The 20967-nt window shown below is 58.4% G+C and carries 9 protein-coding genes; all 9 read right to left on the bottom strand.

The window, feature by feature from the left end:
• Window positions 1-294: 294 nt before the first annotated feature.
• The 9 genes from AC6CIA_RS23720 to AC6CIA_RS23680 all read right to left on the bottom strand — a co-directional run bounded on the left by AC6CIA_RS23720 (window position 295) and on the right by AC6CIA_RS23680 (window position 20855).
• Window positions 295-1152, bottom strand: a complete 858-nt coding sequence (locus tag AC6CIA_RS23720) for a PoNe immunity protein domain-containing protein (protein WP_498315572.1) — start codon at window positions 1150-1152, stop codon at window positions 295-297.
• A 197-nt stretch (window positions 1153-1349) separates the two neighbouring features.
• Window positions 1350-2015, bottom strand: coding sequence for a hypothetical protein (locus AC6CIA_RS23715; RefSeq protein WP_498315571.1), 666 nt, complete (start codon window positions 2013-2015; stop codon window positions 1350-1352).
• Window positions 2015-10699: a two-partner secretion domain-containing protein gene (locus tag AC6CIA_RS23710; protein ID WP_498315570.1), complete on the bottom strand. Its 8685-nt coding sequence runs from the start codon at window positions 10697-10699 to the stop codon at window positions 2015-2017. Before AC6CIA_RS23710 ends, AC6CIA_RS23715 begins: the two co-directional genes overlap by 1 nt.
• Before the next feature lie 30 nt (window positions 10700-10729).
• Window positions 10730-12451 (bottom strand): ShlB/FhaC/HecB family hemolysin secretion/activation protein, encoded by a 1722-nt coding sequence (locus AC6CIA_RS23705; RefSeq protein WP_498315569.1) that lies wholly within the window; start codon window positions 12449-12451, stop codon window positions 10730-10732.
• 342 nt (window positions 12452-12793) lie between these two features.
• Window positions 12794-13255 (bottom strand): poly-beta-1,6-N-acetyl-D-glucosamine biosynthesis protein PgaD, encoded by a 462-nt coding sequence (gene pgaD / locus AC6CIA_RS23700; protein ID WP_339533059.1) that lies wholly within the window; start codon window positions 13253-13255, stop codon window positions 12794-12796.
• Entirely contained in the window at window positions 13252-14598 is a 1347-nt protein-coding gene (gene pgaC / locus AC6CIA_RS23695; protein WP_498315568.1) for a poly-beta-1,6-N-acetyl-D-glucosamine synthase, read from the bottom strand. Before pgaC ends, pgaD begins: the two co-directional genes overlap by 4 nt.
• A gap of 3 nt (window positions 14599-14601) precedes the next feature.
• A complete protein-coding gene (gene pgaB / locus AC6CIA_RS23690) occupies window positions 14602-16599 on the bottom strand; it encodes a poly-beta-1,6-N-acetyl-D-glucosamine N-deacetylase PgaB (protein WP_498315567.1) in 1998 nt (665 codons plus the stop codon).
• Window positions 16600-16611: 12 nt separating this feature from the next.
• Window positions 16612-19062, bottom strand: coding sequence for a poly-beta-1,6 N-acetyl-D-glucosamine export porin PgaA (pgaA, locus tag AC6CIA_RS23685; protein WP_498315566.1), 2451 nt, complete (start codon window positions 19060-19062; stop codon window positions 16612-16614).
• Window positions 19063-19358: 296 nt separating this feature from the next.
• Window positions 19359-20855, bottom strand: a complete 1497-nt coding sequence (locus AC6CIA_RS23680) for a YdgA family protein (RefSeq protein ID WP_498315565.1) — start codon at window positions 20853-20855, stop codon at window positions 19359-19361.
• Window positions 20856-20967: the final 112 nt, after the last annotated feature.

The raw sequence follows: 20967 nt of genomic DNA, 5'->3' as shown, positions 1-20967 counted from the left end.
GATTTACAGTAGCGTCTACTCCGACAATCACATGCAACCAGGGCCAGGAAGATGAAAGCCAGCAATTTAATACTGCTGGCGTAGTAGCTTTTAATCCTGACACGACACCTGCTAACGGACGCCCCCCTTTACCTTGAATGCTCTGCACCAGTCAGCACATTTAATCCCGACTCATATTTCAGTCCAAGTTTTAGGCAAGAACTAATAAGCCGCAAATGTTATTTTCTTGCCCCTTTTCTTGACACCGAAATAGAGTGGTGAGCTTCAAAGCTCAATGATTCATACAGGCAACATCTAATCAGACCTTCCGAACAACCGCGCCCACCATCCAGACTTGGCACTCGGATTAGGTGTTGGAATAACCTCCTCGCTGGGATGGAGCAAATCACCCGGATAGTGTTCGTGCCCAATGCACTCACTATCGTCAAGCCCAAATACTTTCACGGCAGCGACCGCCTCAAAACACCAGCGACCGAAATAACTCCCCATCTCAAGTGGGTGTTTTACCGGATCACCATAGATGTACCACCACGGTTGCTGTTTACCGCGCCGGTTCAACTCCGGATACCAATATTCTACGAATACCAGCAGCAGAGCTGCTTGTTGCGCCTGTGGCGCATCAATTGCCTTGAGCAGCCTTGCATATGGCTTGGCATGTAGCAGCTTATCCCCAATTGTCCGCTCTGGTTGGCGGTACGCAATGATCCGATCCAACAGAACGTCCTGCCCCCCCTCACCTATTAACTCAACCAATCGAAACCACTGGTCATCGGGAATTTCGAGAGCAAGCGCCAGGCCCACCAACCAGAAACAGTAGATGTAGTGGTTTAAGTCGGTCAGTTCGAAGGACCAGTCTCGGCAAGTCTGAAGATTATTTTCAGCGCATATGTTGTCGGATTCTCGGTTGGAAAGTTCCCATGCATCCAGAACTCCGGGAAAGTATGTTGCGATCGCTGTAACATTTCCACCACTCGAGTAGACCCGTATGGCCGCACGCAAATTATCTTTGGCAAAGTCAAACGTAAATTGCGCTCTGTATACGGGATTAGCCGAAGGCTCCGACAAAATCTTACTGGCACGCTCAATCCATTGCAGATCCTTTGCCTCACGACCATCCCAATACTGCTTATCTCCCCAAGGCGCACGAATCATGGAAAAACCTTATTCAAATTTTCGGGGAAAAAATGGGGACGGAAAAAATGGGGACAGATTTATTTCAAAACAAAAAAAATAAATCTGTCCCCTTTTTTTCTCTTTTTTTCTGAAAAATTAAACAGGTCCCCTTTCTTCGCATCTTCGAAAACCATTTGCAAAATCCTTTCACTTCCTATCTTGACTTTAAACTAAAATCAAAAAATTAGTTTTTTTAGGCGATCACCCACACTGATTAACTCGGCAGGGGAAAGCGGGCTATAACTGATCACAATCAAGACCCCTCCTTCAAATTCTCGCACTTCGTCCACATAACCATTTAACAACTCAACAAGTTGCCCAGGAGTTTTTTCAAAAGCGCGAAGACATAGTTCACGATCGAAATAGTTCGCAGCATTTATACGAAAAATACCATCTCTACCATTAATGTCTTTTTTTGTAACTTCACAGGCTTCCAACACTAGGGGCCAATCATTTCTCGTAATACTCCAATCGTGCAAAGTTGACCGATAGGAATTAAATGCCTTGATATACCGAGGAAAAACAACCTTCAGCAAGCCTGAATAATCAACTTTAGAGGCTGGAAACTCAATAAAGAGCGTATCATCAAACTGCGCATCGTCTTTTAAGTATTTTTGATCACGCAGAGCATAAGAAATTCGACCTTTAACGCCGGATGGAAGTAATTTATCTAAGGAGACTGAGGTCACTAACTCGCCTCCAATAGAGGGGACTTCAAGAGAGCCATTCAAATTCCACGGAGTGTCTAAATCGCCTATGGCTTTAAAAAAATTACTATGCCTCTCCTCGATAGACTCTGAAACTTTAGGTCTATGTCGAAACTCAAGCTTATATTTAGTCATTAAGGTGCCACCCTTACGGAAATATTTCTGATGTTTTGCTCAATAAGGATATCTGTTGCCCTATCAGCTGCCTTTTGATTAGGAAACTCAAAAACTGCCTTAACACCCGGATTCTGCTTTAATGCTGCCGACACTCGCTGAACGCTTTGTATCTGTTTATCAAATGTAGTTAGCGCCGTTTTTCGATCAATCAGTGTGATACCGCCAACATCCTCTACGCCATCAAATTTCACAAAATTGTTACCGTTAGGATTGGGATTGTCAAATCTAATTGCCGGCACTGCTTTACGCTGCGAAAGAACTTCTGAAAATGCTCCTGCCGTACCCGCTTCGAATTTTACGAAAGGTTTAGCAAAATCTCCTTGAGGTTCCTGCACAAAAATCAGGCCTCTATTTTCGCCATCCAGTTTCCGTGCATCCTTTATAGTCAAAACGTCGACTTTAGAAAGATCTAACTCACTTCTACTAGGACTTGGAAGTTTTTTCGCAGCAGTTGCGCTGGCAGCCTCTCCAGCTAATTTCCCGCTAAAATATTTACCGGCGCCTCCGAATAAAGCGCCTAGCGCTGCCGATTTAGCCGCACTGATTGCCAAGTCAGACGTCGCACTCGACTCTCCGGGGAAAGTTTCAGGATAAAAAGAAGCCGCAATTTTTCCGGGTTCCTCAGACTTGAAATCCGCCGTAATTTGGCTGGCCGAATCCCAGGCACCCACCATTGAGGTGGTGCCCAGTGCACCAAGGCCGGCCGGTAAGGCGCAGGTAACTACGCCAACACATGCAGGTGACGAAACCAACATCCCCGCGTATGCCGCGGCCCCCCCCGTGAGGCCAAGGGCAGTGTCTTTGCTTGCACCAACGACTTGTACGGCCTTGCCATGGGCATTGAGTGTGTCGTCGCTCCAATCTTTCCAACTGCGCCCACCAAACTGGCCGGTCGCTTGAAGCAGTGCAATCTCCTCGCTATAAGTAGCGCCGCTATCCTGAAGCGTCTTGAACCTACCGTAGATAGGATCGTCAGTCGGAATCGACTCTGCACAGCGCGCCAACGCGCAGGCAGCTGCATTCAAACGATCAGCTTTTTCAGGATGGAAGCGTCGCTGTTCATCCAACGCTTCAGCTTGAGATTTGTGAAGAGCATGGTTGTACTGCGTGGCATTTTTCGCCACCCAGCCACCCTTTTCCAACGATTTAGCGTTGGCATCCTGCTGCGTGGCGGCAGCAAGCACACCTACCACTTGAGAGCTCATGGAGAGAAGGGTCTTGTTGCCTTCAACTAGAGTGTTTAAGTGTCCAACTACAGCTTCATTGATCCCGGCTGCCAAAGCTCCAGTTTTGAAATCGCCCCCTGTGGCCTCTGCAAGCAAACCACCCACCATTGCATGCACAATGATTTTCGGCGGATAACCGTCGGTCAAACGCCCTTTTGTATAGTCCCCAACGGCATTAAAGCTGACCGCCGCCAGCGTATTGAATAACGCGCTTTTGAGTGCGTCACTGCCACTTTCACCCTGCCCCAGGGCCTTGCCAAGAAGCATGGACGTGCCGTTCTGCAACGTCTGACTCGCAGCAAACTGGCCAGCCCCAGTCCATGTATTCAAAGGCGGAGACGTGATGTTTCCGGTTCCGTACTCAGTTTTGGTACCGGTCCAACCATCGAAATAAGCAGCGGTCAGGCCTGCTGTCGCCCCCGCAATTACGTACCCCTTCATCGCATCCGAAGAGGTCACGTCCTTGAACACGGCCCCCAGATTGCCTCGATTATTAACAACGCTTACGGTTGCATTGGTCGCAGCTCCTGCTGCAACGGCACCCGCCGCAGCTGATATGCCGGCTGCCGTTTCTACGGAAATGGTTCCGGCAGCAACCATGCCTCCAGTAGCGGTGCCCATTGCGCCTGCCGCCATCGGCCCAACCACCGCCGCCATCACAATCGCAATAATGATCTGCGAAGCCGGCCCCAACCCCGAGTTGCTGTACTTGAAGCTGTCGTGGATTTCCTTGACCTGCCTCCAATCAACATCGCCCCGAGCTTCAGCGTCCTTGATCCAGGCCAGTTGCGGGTCCGCCTTGACCATCGCGTCGATGGATTGGCTGACGGTCTGTTGATTGACCTGCTTGACGTCGATTTTCAGGCCTTCCACGGCCTTGATCGCGATGCTGCCTTCGGCGATTAGCTGGCTCTGGCGCAGTGTTTCGTCAGTGTTGCCCTTGCCTTTGGAGGACATCCAGAACGCGTTGTTATTGCTCTTCTCGTGGCTCTCCTGATGCAGGTCTTTCACCGCTTCAAAGGTGATGACTCCACTGCTGTCGAGGATGATGTCCTTGCCACTTTGCAGCTTGGCGAGTTGGAAGGTCTGGTCGCCGCCACTTTTGAGTGTCAGATCGCCGCCAGTCTTGATTTCGGTACCGACATTGGTGATACGGGATACTTCGTCACGTTGGGTCTTTTTGGAGCCCCAACCACTGTTTTTCTTCATGTCATACAACGTGCGCATACTGTTCTGCGCAGCCAGCAGGTTCAACCTCTCCCCGCTGTACAAATAGGCCTCATTCCCCGCACTGATCTTGCTCGCCACAATCGTCGTATCGCGCCCTGCCTGGCTGGTAAAGTTACCGCCCGCCGTCAACACGCTCGCCACTTGCGTGGTCTGTTCATCCGCAGTCTTGATGCGTTTCTTGCCGTCCTTCTCCTTGCCTTCGACATTGTGCTCATCACTGACCGACGCGATGTTCAGATCGCGCGCGGCCTGGATGTTGAGGTCTTTGCCGGCGGTCGCGGTGCTGCCGACCACGTTGATGTCTTGCCCCGCTTTCATGTTGAGGCTACCGCCTGCCGTAACGCTGGCAGCGAGGTTTTTCACGTCGGTGGTGATGCTGGTTTTTTCGCCGCCGTCGCTGAGCTCGTGTTTCACACTGGTATCGCTGACAGCCAGCAGGTTGAGGTCACGACCGGCCGTCAGGCTGGCGTCGCCACCAGCAGTGATGGCACCTCGGTTGGTAAAGTCGCGGCCGGCATCGATAGCGAGGTTTTCGCGGGCGACGATGGTGCCAGCGCTGGTGTCGGTAAGGGTGCGCATACCAGCACCGTCGCGAACCTGGATAGCGGTGCTGTCGTTGGTGAAGTCACCTTTGAGGGCGGTCAGACTGACTTGCTTGCCGCGGATTTCGCCAGCCATGGCGTTGCGGATGCTGTTCTGGGCCAGCAGGCTGAGGTTGTTGCCGGCCTCGGCCAGGCCGCCGGTGTAAATACTGCCGCTGCTGACTGCGGTCAGATTGTTGCTAGCGCGCAAAGTGCCCACGTTTACCAGATCGCCGCCAGTAATCAGATTGAGGTCGCGACCTTGAATCAGGCTGTTGCCACGCACATTACGGGCATCGGCGTCGGCCAGGTATAGCACCGGCACCAGCACCGTCTGGCCATCGACCACGCGGTTTTCCATCCACACGATGTCGTGTGTCAGGGCACTGACTTGCTGCTCGGTTAAGGTTACGCCGACACTCAGACGTAGGGCGTCTTTGCTGGCGAGCGCGTTGTCCATCAGGTAGCGGAACTGGTCGTAGTCACTGGACAGGCCGGCTGCGAGAAAGCGTTGGCCGGTCTGCGCCAGCACCGCATCGCGAATCAAACGGGACTCATACTGGCCGTCGCCCAAACGGCGCCATGCTTCATCGGGATCGTAGCCGAGCTTGCCGAGCAAGTAGTCAGAACTGAAGAAGCCCGACAGCGTCGTAAGGTTAGGGTTGGTTTCGATCAGGTAATGGCTGCTCGGGTCGATATTTTTGATGAACAGGCCGTAGTCGCCTTTGGGCAACTGGAAGTTCGGCGCGGCCGTGGGGTCCACCGGGGCAAAAGGCACGCCGGTGTAGTCCACAGGGACGAAGCTGACCACCGTGCTGCCGTCGGCGGCGATGTGTTCCACTCGTTTGACTGTGGCGGGCGCCTGAGCACTGGCGTCACTCGCTTGCTGGCTGAGATTGATGTTGATGCCACCGACCGGGATACCGGTCTGGTCATCACCCAAGGTACCGGTCAGCTGCGCCAGAGTGTTTTCATGCAGCGTGCCGTTTTGCAAGGTCCGCGCAACGTTGAGGTTGACGCTGCCACCGGCTTGCAGGGTAGCCGCGTAGGCCGGCTCGCCATTTTCGGTCCACGTGGTGACGTCGCTGACTTGCAAAAACGGCAAGCTGTTGGGCGACAACGCCTTCAGTGTTTCAAAGCGTGCCTTATCAAAGTTCCCGGCTGCGGTGGCTTTATTGAAAGCAGGAACATCAACGTACTCCATGCGCTCCCACAGATTTTTATCGACGTGCCCAGGGGTACCAAATACGATTTTCTGCTGCCCAGTGCGTTGTCCGGCTCCTTGGTTAAGCAGGTCGTTGGCCGTGATAGCGAGGTTGCCGTTTGCAGCCAGCAGGCTATAGCGATTCTGGACATTGTCGCCCTGCAGGGTCATGTCCTGACCGGAAACCAGGCGCGCCGAGACTGAATCCTTGATCGCCGTTTCGCTGTAGGTCTGGTTGATAGTGATCACGCCACGGCGCCACGAGTCTTTCTCGTTGCAGTGTTGTCCGCAGACCCAGCTCAGGCTACCCGTGGTGAGGGTCTGGCCCAGTTCAAATTCGGCTTTGGCGTTCTCGATGAACCCGGCGTTGATGGCAATTGCGCCTTCACTTTCGACGGTGCCGGAAAGGTTGCTGAACATCACCGCACGTCCACCGTCCGCCCCGGTGAAATTGAGATTACCCTTGCTGTAGACGTCGCCGTACAGGTTGCTGAAGCCATTGGCCCGCATCATCATGGCGCCGCCGCTGAACAACAGGGTATCTGCGGCATTGTTGATGCCGTTGACAGCCGCGAGGGTGACCTGGCCTTGCGATCCGAGAGTCCCACGGTTGTTGATCTGCGCAGCGGCAATATCGAGTTGCTGGCGAGCTGTGAGGTAACCGAGGTTATCCAGAGTACCGCCGAGCGTGATACGGGTGGTGGTGCCGCTGGCCAGTCGGCCGCCATTCTGAGTCAGGTTGTTGGCGACAAGCGTCAGTTTCTGCTGGGCGGAGAGGCGGCCGCTGTTGGTCATATCGCCACTCAGCGTGATGCTCAAGTCGCCATCGCTGAGCAGTTCACCGCCGTTGTCGAGGCTAGCGACTTCGAGGATCAAACCCTTGCCGCTGGCCATGCGGTCGCCAGCCTTAAGGGTCAGCCCCTGAGTACTGGTGTAACGCAACGTATCGTTGAGCTGCAGGCGACCGAGGCCATTGATGTTCCCAAATGCCCAGTTGGCACTGCCCAACCCATTAATCGTGCCTTGGCTGCCAGCGAGACTGCTGGTATTGATGCTGAACAGGCCGCTACCGGCATGTTGGAGTTGACCGGATTGGTTATTCAGATGGGATGCGCTGAGCGTGAAGGCCTGGCTAGCGAATTCGAGAATGCCATTCTGGTTGTTAACCTCGCCAGTGAAGCTCAGTGTGCTGCTAGCGCCCGACAGTGCTCGCAGTTTCCCGCCGGCGCTGTTGTCGAGGCTGCCACCGCTCACCGTCAGGCCTTGGGTAGCTTCAATCAGGCCGCCCTGGTTGATCATCTGGCCACCTGAAGTCAGCTTGAGCTGACTGCCGCTGATCTGGCCGTTGGCGCTGTTCTCGAGGGTAGCGCCGTTGACGGTCAATTGCTCTTTGCCGAACAACCTGCCGCCGCGATTGATCACAGACTCGACGGTCAGTTGCAGGTCGCCCAGCAGGCTGGCCATCAAGCCGGCCTTGGTACCATCGTGGCTATTGTCGAGGCTGTCGCCCGTGACACTCAGGCTGTCGCCTTGCACCGTGCCGCCCTGGTTGCTGAGGCTGCCGACGTTCAGTTGAGTGGCCGCACCGTTGCTGAGGATCATGCCTTGGCGGTTGGTCAAGCTCTGGCCGGTATAAATCAAACCCAGATTGCCCGCCAGCAATTGACCTTTGTCGTTGTTGACGCGTTGCGCCGCGATGTCGAGGTGCTTGCCCTTTAGGGTGCCATTCTGGTTGTCGAGGGTGGTTAACGCCTTGACGAGAACACTGCGCTCGCCGGCATCGATCACGCCGCTGGCATTCGTCAACAGTTCGCTGACGTTGAGTGTAATGTCGCCGCCATTGCTGACCAGTGCGCCCGCGTTGCTGTTGTCGAGGTTGCGGGCGGTGACGTCGACGGTACCACCCAGCAGGATGCCAGCGCCGTTATCCAGCCGCTCGCCCTGCAAATATAAGCGACCGTCACTCTGAACCCGGCCCTGGGCATTGAGCAATTGGTCCCTGAGTACCAGGCTCACACCCTGCGCGCCAGCGGCCAACATGCCAGCGTTGCGGTTATCGAGGCTGGCGGCAAGCACGTCCAACTGGTCACCGACCATGCGTCCGGCCCGGTTGTCGATATGCCCGTTGTCCATCTTGAGCAGCAGTTTTTTACCGACGACCACGCCGCCCTGGTTGTCCAGGCCGGCTGCTTGCAGATCGATATCACCGTGCCCGGCCTGTAAACGCCCTTGGGCATTGTTCAGTTGCTGGGCCACGGCCAAGGTCAGTGTGCCGGTTTCGGCACTGAGCACCCCCTTGTCGTTATCGCTGAGGCTGCCGAGGTTAGCGTCCAGTATGCCGCCTACCAGCTTTCCGTTTTGGTTGGCCAAGTCGCTTGCGGTCACACTCAGCAGCTCACGGCCTTGCAACAAACCTTCGGTATTGTTCAGGTTTTGACTGACGACGGTCAGTTGATCACCGGTAATCGTGCCCCCGCGGTTGTCGAACAACCCAAGGCTGTTGAGCTGCAGGTTTTGACCGAGCAGAGTGCCGCCTTGGTTGGCGAGGCTGGCGGCCGTGACATTCAGTGCGGTGCTGGCCTGGGCATTACCCAGATTGTTGTTGAACGCGTTGCTGACTGTCAGCTTGAGAGCGCCTTTTTCAGCACTGATCAAACCCTGGGCGCTGTTGTCCAGATTGGTCGCATTGAGCGTCACAGCGTCGGCGACAAGCACGCCGTTCTGGTTCAGCAGGTCGCCGCTTTGAGTGGTCAGTCCTTTTCCAGCCTGCACCTTGCCTTGACGGTTGTCCAAGGTAGCGCTGATGGAAAGCTGCGCATCTCCCAAACTCGCGGCCAACAGGCCGGACTGGTTGTCTACCGAAGTTGCCGTCACCCCCAGGCTGCCGGCGATGATTTGCCCACCCTGGTTGTTCAGCGTGCGGGTGTTGAGGTCCAGGCTACCGCCTGCGACTTCGATATGGCCTTGGCGGTTATCCAGAGAATCGGTTTGCAAACTCGCGGCTTGGTCGGCGCCAAAACGAATCAAACCGCCAAGGTTGAGAATCGCCGGTGCCCCGATCATCAGCGTCTGCTCGCCATACACCCGCGCAGCCGCCCCCTGGTTAGTCAGTTTGGCGCTGGTGAGATTGACAGCCTTAGCCTGAATCACGCCGCTCTGGTTGTTCAGTTCTTGCGTCGCATTGAGTGTTACCGCGCGGCTGGCCAACACGCTGCCACGGGTATCCATCGTTTGCGCGTTAACCACCAGGTCACCAGTGGCATTGCGTCTGTTATCTGCCTCAACGCCCGCTTCGATAACTCCGGCATTGGTAACTTTGACCGCGTTGATCTCAATGCGTTGACCCGCGGCCAGGCTCTTGCGATTCACCAATTCTGTGGCGCTGTGCACTTCGACATTGCCAGTAGCGTAAGCCTTGTCCGTCAGGTTGACGCTTTGGGCGGTGACCTTGAGATTTCCGGTAGCCGCCGCCTGCGCCATACTCAACCGCCCATTCGCATCCAGCTGAATATCCCCACCACTCGCTGCCAGCGTGCCATCCAGCTTCACGCCCACGCCGGCTTCGGTGCCCACCAGCTTGATCGCGCCGGCGTACATGCCGCCCAGTGCCGAGGAGTCGATTGCCAGTTCCGGTTTGGCGCTGCCGTCGTCGGCGCGGGCGGTGGTTTTCAGGTTTTGGGCGTTGACGTCGTTGCGCCCGGCGATCACGGTCAGGTTGCGCGCATTGATCTGCGCGTTGATCTTGGCCGAGCGGGTGATGATTTCGAAGCGGTCGACATTGCTCGCGTTGAGGCCCTGGCCGTCGATGGTAACTGCGCCGCCATCGACCTGGTAACGGTCCAGGCGGCCGTTATCGAGGATGGGTTTGCCGGTGGTCAGGGTGACGTTGGGGGTGTTGATGAAGCCGCAGCCGTTGCAGGTCACGCCATACGGGTTGGCAACGATGACCTTGGCCGACTGGCCCGCCACTTCAGTGTAGCCACGCAGTTGGCTGGGGCTGCCGCCGTTGACTTCGTTGAGGATGATATTGGCGGCGCCGCCCTTGAGGTTGGGGTTACCGAGGATGATCCCGCCCAGTTGCGTCGATTGGGTGCGGCCGCTGGCGTTGTTGAGGATCACGCCGTTGGCGCCGACGTTGTAGTCCTTGAATTTGTTGTGGGACAAGCCGCTGCCATTCGGTGTGGCGATGTTCACCACCGGCACGCCATTGCCCGCCTGCCCGAGCGTTGTACCCGGACCGCTGACCACGATGCCGTCGGCCTGAACCAGCAACGGCTGCCAGAACATGGCGTTCGCCAGAATCAGCGCGACCCCGCGCTTGGGCAGGCCCCAGAACGCATCACGGTTTTTCAGGGTGGCAGAAGGCTGGCGAACCAGGAAGGCAAATTGGCGAACGTCCATTTCAAACTCTCGATGCAACCAGGCGTTGAATTAAAGGAAGAAGTCCATCCGGAAGTACACCGGCGCTTCTCTATCGGCCATCACGGCCGGGCGTTCCAGCGAGTGGGCAAACGTCACGCTGGTGCTGACGTATTTGCCCCGGGCAAACAACTCCAGGGAGTTGCTCGAGACCCGGCCATGCACTTCGCCGTTGTAGCGGTCATTGCGGATCACACCCTGGTCGTAACCGACGCTGGCGCCGTACTCACCGAAGGCCGGGCGCAGCCAGGCCCAGGTCACCGGGCGTGACCAGCGCAGGTCGTTGCGCCAGTAGCCACCGCTGTCGCCGGTCAGTTGCTGATCCTTGAAACCACGGATCGACGACGAGCCGCCAAGGCTCATGCGCTGCGGGCTGAACAGGATGTCTTCACTGCGTTGCCCGGTGGCCAGGCTGGTGAAGGTGAAGGACTCGCCCCACAACGTGAAGGGCTGCAGGTAGCTGACGGTGGCGGTGTATTTGCGATAGCGCGCATTGGGTTGCCGACTACCCTGTTCGCCACGCTCTTCTTGAGCCTGGGCATCGAAGGCACCGATGCCGTTCTGCACGCCGAGGTCGACGTTGACGTAGGCGCTGCCCACCCGCCGGCCATGGTTGAGGCCCAGTTGCAGCTCACTCAGACGATGGCTGCTGACGTCCAGACGGGTGTCGTCGATGTAGGTGTTGGTGCGCAGGTGCGAGAGACCGGCATTGATCGAGGTTTTGCTCAACGCGTCGCGATGGATCACGCGTTCGGCGCGCAGTTGGTGAGTCTGGTTGTCGCCGCGTTGTTTGAAGTCATAGCTATCAGCCTGTACCACCGAGCGGTTTTCGCTCTGGTTGTAGCTGTAGCTGAAGTTCCACCAGCCCCATGGCAGGTTGTAGTAGAACATCGTGCTTTTCGAGGTTTTCCGATGATCGCTGAGGGCATCGTGGCCGCCGCGCAGCATCAGTTGATCGGCCAGGCCCAGCGGGTTATCCCACTCCAGGCCGGTGCCCCACTGCTGCTCGCCGGTGCTTTTCTGCCCGTCATTGTTACGCGACAGGCTGGCGCGCCAGGGTTTTTGCGGGGCGTTCTTGACCAGCACCACGCTGTCGCCGACCTGGCTACCGGGGGCCAACTCCATTTGCGCCTGGTTCGACGGCAGGCGGTTCAACTGGTCCACCAGTTGCTCGATTTCCCGCAGGTTGAGGTGTTCGCCAACCCGGCCCGGAAAGGCCATTGCCAGTTGGCGGTCGGTGATCTTGCTGCCCTCGGCACCTTTCAGGCCTTCGAGCTTGCCTTCCACCACCAGCACGCTCAGGTGCCCCTTGGACATGTCCTGTTGTGGCAAGTAGGCCCGACTGGTGACCATGCCTTTGTCGATGTAGTAATCGGTGATCGCCTTGAGGAGTGCATTGAGCTGGGACACGCCCAGGCACTGGTCGATGTAAGGCTTGAGCAGACGCTCGCGATCAGCGGCGGACAGGCTGTCGGCGCCCGTGAGTTCGATGGTCTTGATGGGGAAGCAACGAGTATCCACTGGCGCAGCGGGAGCGGCAGGTTCGGCCTGTTTACCGGGCAGGTTCTTGAGTTCTTCAAGGCGTCGTTGCTGCTCTTCCAGCAGGCGATTTTGCCGGTCGCGGATCAGGTCTTGATCGCCGGGCGTGGTCGCGGCCATCGCGCTGTTTAGCGCGAAGCAGGCGAGCAGAGTAAGGCCCAGTGAATACCGAGTCCATGGCACTAAAAAAAACATGTTCGATCCATCGAATGACAAGGGGCGGCAAACTAACATCTAACTTCCAGCGAGCCAAAGTTTTGTACTCGTTGGAAACACTCAACAATATGCAGCCAAGCTATTGATAAATAACAAATATCAAAATAAGCAATGATTAAACACTTGCACTTTTGATTTTTCTTCCGACAAGCGGTATCAGTTTTGAAACAGTTTTCGGCAGCACTTTAAAACGCCACTACTTCGCTATCAAAGTGCTACTGCGTGAGGTTAGTAGCCAAATAACCCGAAAAGTTCGCCGGCGTTTTGTGACCTGGATCGCATTCCCAGGAATCCATTGATCGCCTCTTTTCGTGAGAGCGTTTACACCCGCTCCACCCCTTTCAAGCGTGGCCACCGCACATTCAGGGACACGTGCGCGTTCACTTCCTGCACGCCACCCTCATGGTCGTTATGAATCACCAATACCCCCGGCCGACGCAGTTGTTCCAGATCGCCCTCGCCGAGGTTGAAACTGTCACTCAGGCGCTGGTCGCTCAAGGCCTTGGCGGCTGAACGCCGCTGGGCAAAGTGTTTGCCACGCCGCTGTTGATAACGCGCCCAGCCGATCAGCAGCGCGGCGTTGACCAAAGCGATCCACAGGTAGATCTGCAAGGTGTGCAGCGCCGCAAATATCGGCGCGTCGATGCGCGGCCCGCCGTGGGTGTCGAGCATCGGCACCAGGCCGCGCACTAGCAGCACTATCAGCCCGGCCCAGGCCAGCAAGGTCAGTACGATGTCGATGGCGCGCATCACCGGGCGCTGGGAAGTTCGGATCAGGTTCATGGGTTGATTTCCTTGCCGGGGGCTTTGATGCCGCGATCCGGGCTGACCCAGCGCGCGCGTTTTTGATGTTGGCGGAACAACACTTTGGGAAAGCTGACCAGGGTGGTGAACAAGCTCACCAGCCAGAACACCAGCGGGTACCAGATGGTCCAGAACAGGGTTTTCCACAGGTCGCGTTCATACCGACGATCAATCATGATGCTCACGGCGAACTGCACCAGGCACACCACCGCCAGCAACAAGCCGGTGAAAGCCGGCGGCATCAGCGAATCGACGGCAATGGCCTCGGGCATCGGCACCACTTTGCCCATGCCCCAGAAGATCACCGACAACAGAAAGGTGAAGGCCCAGCCGGTGGACAGGCAGTATTCGAACAACAGCGGCCACAGGTAGCGGTGACGCCATTGCCAGATGCCACGGATGTTCTTGAACAACACTTCGGCGCCGCCCTGGGCCCAGCGCAAGCGCTGCTTCCACAGGCCGCCGAGGGTTTCCGGCATGAGGATCCAGCACAGCGCGCGCGGTTCGTAGAAGATGCTCCAGTGATCCAGTTGCAGCTTCCAGCTGACGTCGATGTCTTCGGTGATCATGTCGGTGCTCCAGTAGTCGACCCGGTCCAGGGCCGCCCGCCGAAACGCCACCACCACGCCGGAAACGGTGAAGATCCGCCCGAACACGCGTTGGGTGCGCTTGATCAAGCCAATGATCGAAGAGAACTCACCCACCTGCACCCGACCGATCAAGGTCGAGCGCGTACGGACGCGCGGGTTGCCGGTGACCGCGCCGAGCCGTGGGTTGTCGAGCATCGGCGCCACCAGGTAGGCCGCCGCGTTGCGGTCGAGCAAGGCATCACCGTCGATGCACACCAGGTAATCGCTGTGAGCCGCCACCGCACCCATGCGCAGGGCCACGGCCTTGCCCTGGTTTTGCGCCAGGTGCAGCACGCGCAGGCGCGGCTCCTTCAGGGCCAGGGCATCGAGCACGGCGGCGGTGTTGTCGCTGGAACCATCGTTGATCGCGATCACTTCGAGGTTGCGATACTGCTGGGCCAATGCGGCGCCGATGGTGTCGGCGGCGTTATCGCCTTCGTTGTAGCAAGGGATCAGGATCGAGATCAGCGGATCGCCCTTGAGCACCGGCGCCGGTGTGTCATCGGCCCACGGCCAGTGGCGCTCCCAGTGCAGCCAGAAATACACACCGCCGGCAATCCACAGCGCGGACATGAACAGCGGATAGAAAAACACGAAGTCCATCAGGAACTGCCCGGTGACCAGGAAGATCAGGCCAAGGGGCACACCCAACACCAGTGCCAGCACGAGTAACGCAAGGATTCTGTCGAACATGAGTCAAGGATTCCATTTGTTGGAAAGGGCCGGACGCACGGTGTTCAGATCCGGCGAATTCTCCAGGAAGTTGTCGGGGTAGTAGCCAAAATTGTTGACGCCCTGACGCTTGAGCACGCCCATCCATTCGGCCATTTGCGCAGCGTCCAGATCCGGTGCGGAGGGCGCGTGCCAGTCCTTGGCTTGCAGTTCGAAGACCGTGCGTTGCAAGGCACCCGGACGGGCCTTGACGGTGCCCACGAGTTTTTCCAGCCAGGCATTGGATTCCTCGAGCGACTGACCTTCCATCAGCGGCATGGCCATGGGCGCGGTCCAGTCGTAGTTCTGCAGGAAGTCGTCGAGGTTCTGCGCGAACCAGGCCTCACTGGCCGGGTTAAGCATCGGCTCGGCGAAGATGTTGCGCGCGGTCTGTACTTGCGGACCGCGCAGGGTGCGGACCTTGGCGGTCAGTTCATGGGTGAAGTCAATCAGGTAGCGACTCTTGAAACGGGTCCAGCGCTGCATCACTTCAGGCTCGGCGCGCAGCGCCTCGAGGGTGGCGGGCAGGCCGTTGGCCGCGTAGACCTTGAGCGCCGCGGGGCTGGCATCTTCAAAGTCCGAGAACACCGCGTCATCGTGAAACAACACGCCGTCGATGGCGCTGGTGCGCGCCAGGTCCTGGTAGATCTCGCCAATCACTTGCCGTACCTGCGGATCGAACGGTGACAGACGCTGGTATTGGTCCGGGTCGATGGCGATCTTGCCCGTCTGCGGGTCCCAGCGAGTGACGCGGGGCAGCTTGGCATCGAGGGCGAAACTGAGCACCGGCATCCAGGCGAAGACCTTCACGTGGGCACGGGTGCGCAGTTGCCAACTGACGCGATTGAACAGGTCGGCGCGCATCGGCAAATGCCGGTTGGGGAAGTACAGCGAATGCACCAGGCCGTCGCCCTTGGGATCGGCAAAGGCTTGCAGAAACACGGTGTCGGCGCCCATGTCCACTACGCGCTGGACCAGCTTGTCGAGGTTGCGCGCTTCCTGGGCCTTGTCGGCGTCGTAGACGTAATCCAGGTCCACATGCAGCACGCGCATCGGCGCCGGTGTCTGCACCGCGACCATGCTGTTGGCGAATTGCTCGCCGTCCGGATCGGAGGCCACCAAAAAGCGCGGGCTGCTCATCAGGTTGTCGAGGCTGTCGAGACCATCTTGCAGGGTCAGGGCCATCTGATAACCCTGCTCACCCACCACGGCCAACGAGGTGCCATCGGCCTCACCATAGGGCCAGACCCATACCCGCGGCGCCTTGCCGGTGACCGCCCGGATCTTGTCGGAAATGGCCGTCACATCGGTGCGTATCCGCGCCTGGAATTGCGCTTCGGTTTCATAGCGCCCGGTGCTTGCATCAAAGCGTCGGGTGGTGGCGGCCGGTTGCAGGTTGCCCTGGGGGTTGGCCAAGATGCCTGTGTGATTGGCGTCGGTGTGGGCGGCGATTTCCACCAGCCCCGATTGCGCCACTTCACGCACTTGCTGCCAGGTGAGGAATTCCGAGCGGGCACGTGGTTTACCGGCAAAATCCACCGGCCGATTGAGCGGTGTGTCGACCCAACTGCCTACCGGCGCCAGCAGCGCGGGCCATTGGTAGGCCCGCAGGATCGGCATCACGCGAGTGTAGAAACTCGAGTAGCCGTCATCGAAACTGAGCAGGATGGCTTTGGCCGGCAACTGCGGGCCGCCCGCACGCGCGGCGATGATCTGGTCGACGCTGACCGGTTGATAGCCGTTCTCCCGAAACCACGCCAATTGTTCGATCAAGCGTTCGGTGCGCACCGCCACCAGCGCCTGGTCGGGATCGCTGTCCTCGACGTCGTGGTAGCCAATGCCGAGAAAATGGTTCTTCGGCCACGGCGCTTCATTCACGGGTGTGGGCCGTTCGGCGGGCGGTATGAAAGGCGCGGGTTGCTGGGCGCAAGCGCTGCTCAGCATAAACCCCAGGGCCAACAGGCAGCGGGAAAAGACGGTCATGATCGGACTCTTCTAGAAGCGGTAAGTGAGGTCGACGATCAGGCGCACATCACTTTCGCGCTCACCGTCATAAGGTCGATTGATCCAGCTCAGGTTGGCGCCGGTGTCCAGTACGTCGTTCCAGCGATAGCGCTGGCCGTAACTGACCAGGCCGACGGCGCCGGTGGAATAATCGCGCTGGCTGTACGTACCCGCGCCAACCTGGAACTGCTGACTCCACTGGGTTTCATAGCGGTGATAGAGCACGTGATTGACGTTCACCGTGGGCAGCACGCTGAAGTCCGACCGGGGGTTGAAGTACGGCGTGTCTTCCTTGCTGTTACGACTGGCGCCGACTTCCAGGCCCAGGTCCACTTGCACACCGGGCGCGCTGTAGACGCCTTCGCGACCGGTAAGCAAGGCTTCGACGCGGTCGTTGCCGTCGCTGAAATGCGACGGGCTCAGGGCCAGCCTCCATTCGCGGCTTTCGTTGGCGCGCCAGCGGACAAACGCGCTGCCGCCGTTGGCGGTGATGTCGGCGTTCAGCGCACGCAACGGCGTGCTGGCCGAGAGGTAGTCGAGGCTACCGCCGTATTGCCAGTGATCGTTGATGTCGCGGGCAATCGCCAGCCGTGCGCCCTGTTTGGAGCCAGAACCATAAGAGTGATTGGAGACTTCGGCTTCCAGGGTCATGTCGCGGGTGCGTCGCTCTACGCCCAGGCGCTGCCAGCGGTGTTGGCCGGTGCCTTCTTCAAAGTCGGCGGTGGCGTAACCGATGCCACCGAACACACGCCAATCTTCATCGATGGGCGGGCTGTAGAGCAGGGTTTCGATACCCCAGTCGCGGCTGCCGGACACCGCGCCGCCGCCGTGACTTTTGCCGGTGTAGGCTTCGACGCGCAGCTCGGCCATGTCGTGAACCTCGCGCAGGCGCTTGAGACGTTGAACCTGCTGGTTTTCCGGCATGCGGGCGACCACATCATCGGTGAGCACATCGAGCTGGCGCCACTCCTGCAGTTCCAGGGCGTTGTGGCCTTGGGCAACCTCCAGGCCAATGTCCCGTGGTGCCTGGACTTCGGTTTCCTTGAGGGCGTATTCGGAACGGCGCGGCCAGTCACGGGCGCGGAACATCTGGGCCTGGGCCAGCCGCAAGCCGATGTTGCCGGGCGCCTGGCGCACCAGGTTTTCCAGGCTTTTTTCACTGGCCGGCAGGTCGGCGCCATACGTGTCGGCCTGGGCCGCCAGTTGCTGGGCGTCCATCCAGGCATCGTTGGGGTTGCCCACGGGCAAGCCTTTGAGTTCCACCCGTGGTTTTTGTGTGCTGGCCAGCGTGTCGGCAACGGCACGGGCTTCATTGACCTGATCGTTTTCCAGCAAGGCGTAAAACAACGCCATGCTGTCTGCAACATGATGGGAAGGATCGGCATCCGGCGCGACAAGCGCCTGACGATACAGCGGCGTGGCCTTTTCCGGCTGGCGTTGGTCGAGGTAGGAAGCCGCTACCCAACGCTGTGCGTAGGTGGGCAATTGCACGCCCTGGCTTTGCAACACCTCGTACTCGCGGATCACTTCAGCGGTACGCACCCGCGCCTTGAGCGCACCCAGGCGGTCGATGCGCCAGCGCACCACGTCGTCATGGGCGCTGGGGTCCGGCGTCCAGGTGGCGAGCAGTCGGTCGTAATCCTCAAGGGCGCGGTCGGCCACGACATAACGCTCGCTTTCACTGCGCGAAGCAAACTCGGCCAGGCGCACACGCTCGGCGGCCAGGTCACCTTCCAGGCGGCGCTGGGTCACCGGATCGAGCAGACCGGGATGACGGGCGCTCAGGCGTAGCGCCGGTTCCGGCAGGCGCGCCTGTTGCAGGGCACTCAGGTACTCACGAACCACGTCGGGCTGGTTGCCGGCGCGGATAAAGGCTTGATCGAACTCAAACAGCGCGTCGAACGTCGCGCCGGCACGGGACAGCGCGTAGCCCAGCGCCATGCGCCGCTGTGCATCGTCCGGCCTGGCGGCGACCAGAGTCCGCGCACGCTGCACGGCTTCGGCGGTTTTATCGCCGTCGGCCAGGGTCAGGACCAGGCCCAGTTGCAGGTCCGGGTCGTTCGGCGCGCGTGACAGCGCCTGGCGATACAGCGCCTCGGCGGGCTGCCAACGCTGTTGATTGCGATAAGTGCGGGCCACCGTGGCCAAGGCCTGGGTGGTCAATTGGCGCTGGCGGCCCTGGGTCTCATAGACCTTGAGCACCTCGTCATCCTGCTGGGCCCAACTGGCAATCAACAGGTGATCGCTGACTTGCCCCGACGTCTGACGTTCGGCGGGCAATTGGCGCAGCACGTTGAGGGCAGGCGCATAGTCGCCGGTGCGAGCCTGGCGGATCAGCGAATCGTAGGCAGGGTCGGCCTGGGCCAGGCTGGGCAGCAGCAAAGCGGCGGCGACCAAAAGACGCAATCGGCCAGAACCAGAGGGAGGTAGGTTACGCAGCATATCGTCAGCTTCCTTACTTACACGGAAAGCTGTAGCGATTTGTTTACCTGCACAGCACTCATCAGGCTGCCGGCGTCTGATGACCCGGCCAAGCTTTCCAGGAGTGCAATATCCTTGAAGGGGGGATGAAAAGGGGTGAATCAAGACAATTGTTCAGAATTGTCCTACAGAATTTCAGGACTCCAATGTAGGAGCGAGCTTGCTCGCGAAAAACTCAAAGGCACCGCGTTTATCCAGAATGCACGCGTTATCGTTGACGTTCTTCGCGAGCAAGCTCGCTCCTACAGGACGTAGGCTTACTGCGCGCCGCTCATTCCGCCGAGTTTGCCCAACACGCCGCCGATGAACTGCTCAACGGTCATTTTCTGGCCGTTGAAGGTCACTTCATTGTTGGCGTAGTGCAGCTTGGACAGGATGTCGTCACCTTCAACCGTCGCCAGTTGAGTGCCCACGGCCATGTTGCTGGCCATCTCGCTGGCCATCTGGGATTGCTGTTCGATGGCTTTCGGGTCGGTGACACCGCCGATCTGCGCTTGCAATGCCGCGACATCGGCAATCATCGGCTTGGACAGTTTCAGATTGGCCTCGAGCAGGGTGATGATCTGTTTGCCCAGTTCGACCGGCGGCAGTTCCATGGTGGACGGCTTGGTCATGTCCACCACCAGGCTGAAGCGGCTTTCCCCATGGGTGGTCTTGAGGGAGAGATTCTCCAGTGCCACCTGCGGCTTGGCCGCCAGCAGCAAATCAATGTTGGCCTGGGCCAGCAATTGCTCGGCTTCGGTCAATTGCAGCTCGGGGACCGGCTGTCCGGCAGCGGACGCGGCTTGCACCGGCTGCATCTTGTCTTGATACAGCTTGGTCAGCACCAGCGTGGACGGTACGTCAATGTTCTTCAAGCTCACGGCCATGGCAGCCGACCCCACGGTCTTGCCCTGGTAACCGATCTCGTCGATCTTGTAATCGACACGGCCCGCGAGGTTGTTGCCCTGGGTGTCGCTGCTGTCTTTCTGCTCGAAGCCCTTCAAGGTCAGCACCGCCTGCTGCGGACCTAGGGTGAGCGTGGTGTTGCTCAGCTCAATGGTGTTCTGCCCGACATAGAAACCGAAGCTGGATTTGGACAGGTTGCTGGCCAGGGTCAGACCGTTCAACTGCGCCTGGAACGGCGCGCCGTCGGGATCGATCAGCGAGATTTTGAGATCATCCATGTAACCATCGACCTTGACCTTCTCGCCCTTGGCGGTATTGGAGAAGTCCAGCTTCAAGCCGGAAAAGTCGACGCTGCTGGTGGCGTCCTTGAACGCCAATGGCACCAATTCCACCGTGCCATCCACCGAACGGTTGAAGCCGATGTTGGCAACGCCATGCAATGGCGGCACCTCCTTGGTGGCGGCAAACCATTTTTCGGTGGTAGGGCTCTTCTCAAGCGCCATATTGCTCGTAGCCAGCACTGGCCACCACTTGAGACTCACCAGGCGCGAGAACGGCAGCGGACCATGTTCGATACGGTCGACAAACAACAGTTCGCTGTTTTTGTAGTCTTCACCGAACGCCGAGCCTTCCGCCTTGAGACGCCAGTGCGCGGTGCTGCTGAACCAGCCGCGATCCAGGGAGAGCATTTCTAGGGTCAAGCGGCCATCGACACCGGCCATGGAGCGTTCCATTTCCTTGTTGGCGTCTTCGGTCGCGGTCTTCAACACCCCTTCCAGTTGACTGCCGGTGTACCAGGCGCCACCGGCACTGACCACGCCGACTGCGGCGACAAAACCCAAAAGTACAACGGCTGATTTATTCATGAAGTGACCTGATCGAATCCTGTGTGAAAGTGGGCTGTCTTCCCTGACCCCCGAAATGGGGTGTCGGCTCAAGCCCGCCGAAGCCTGCGAAGGGTAGCCGGACCGCGTAGCA

This window comes from Pseudomonas sp. GQ91, from assembly GCF_059758795.1.
This window is presented reverse-complemented; position numbering and strand designations above follow the sequence as displayed.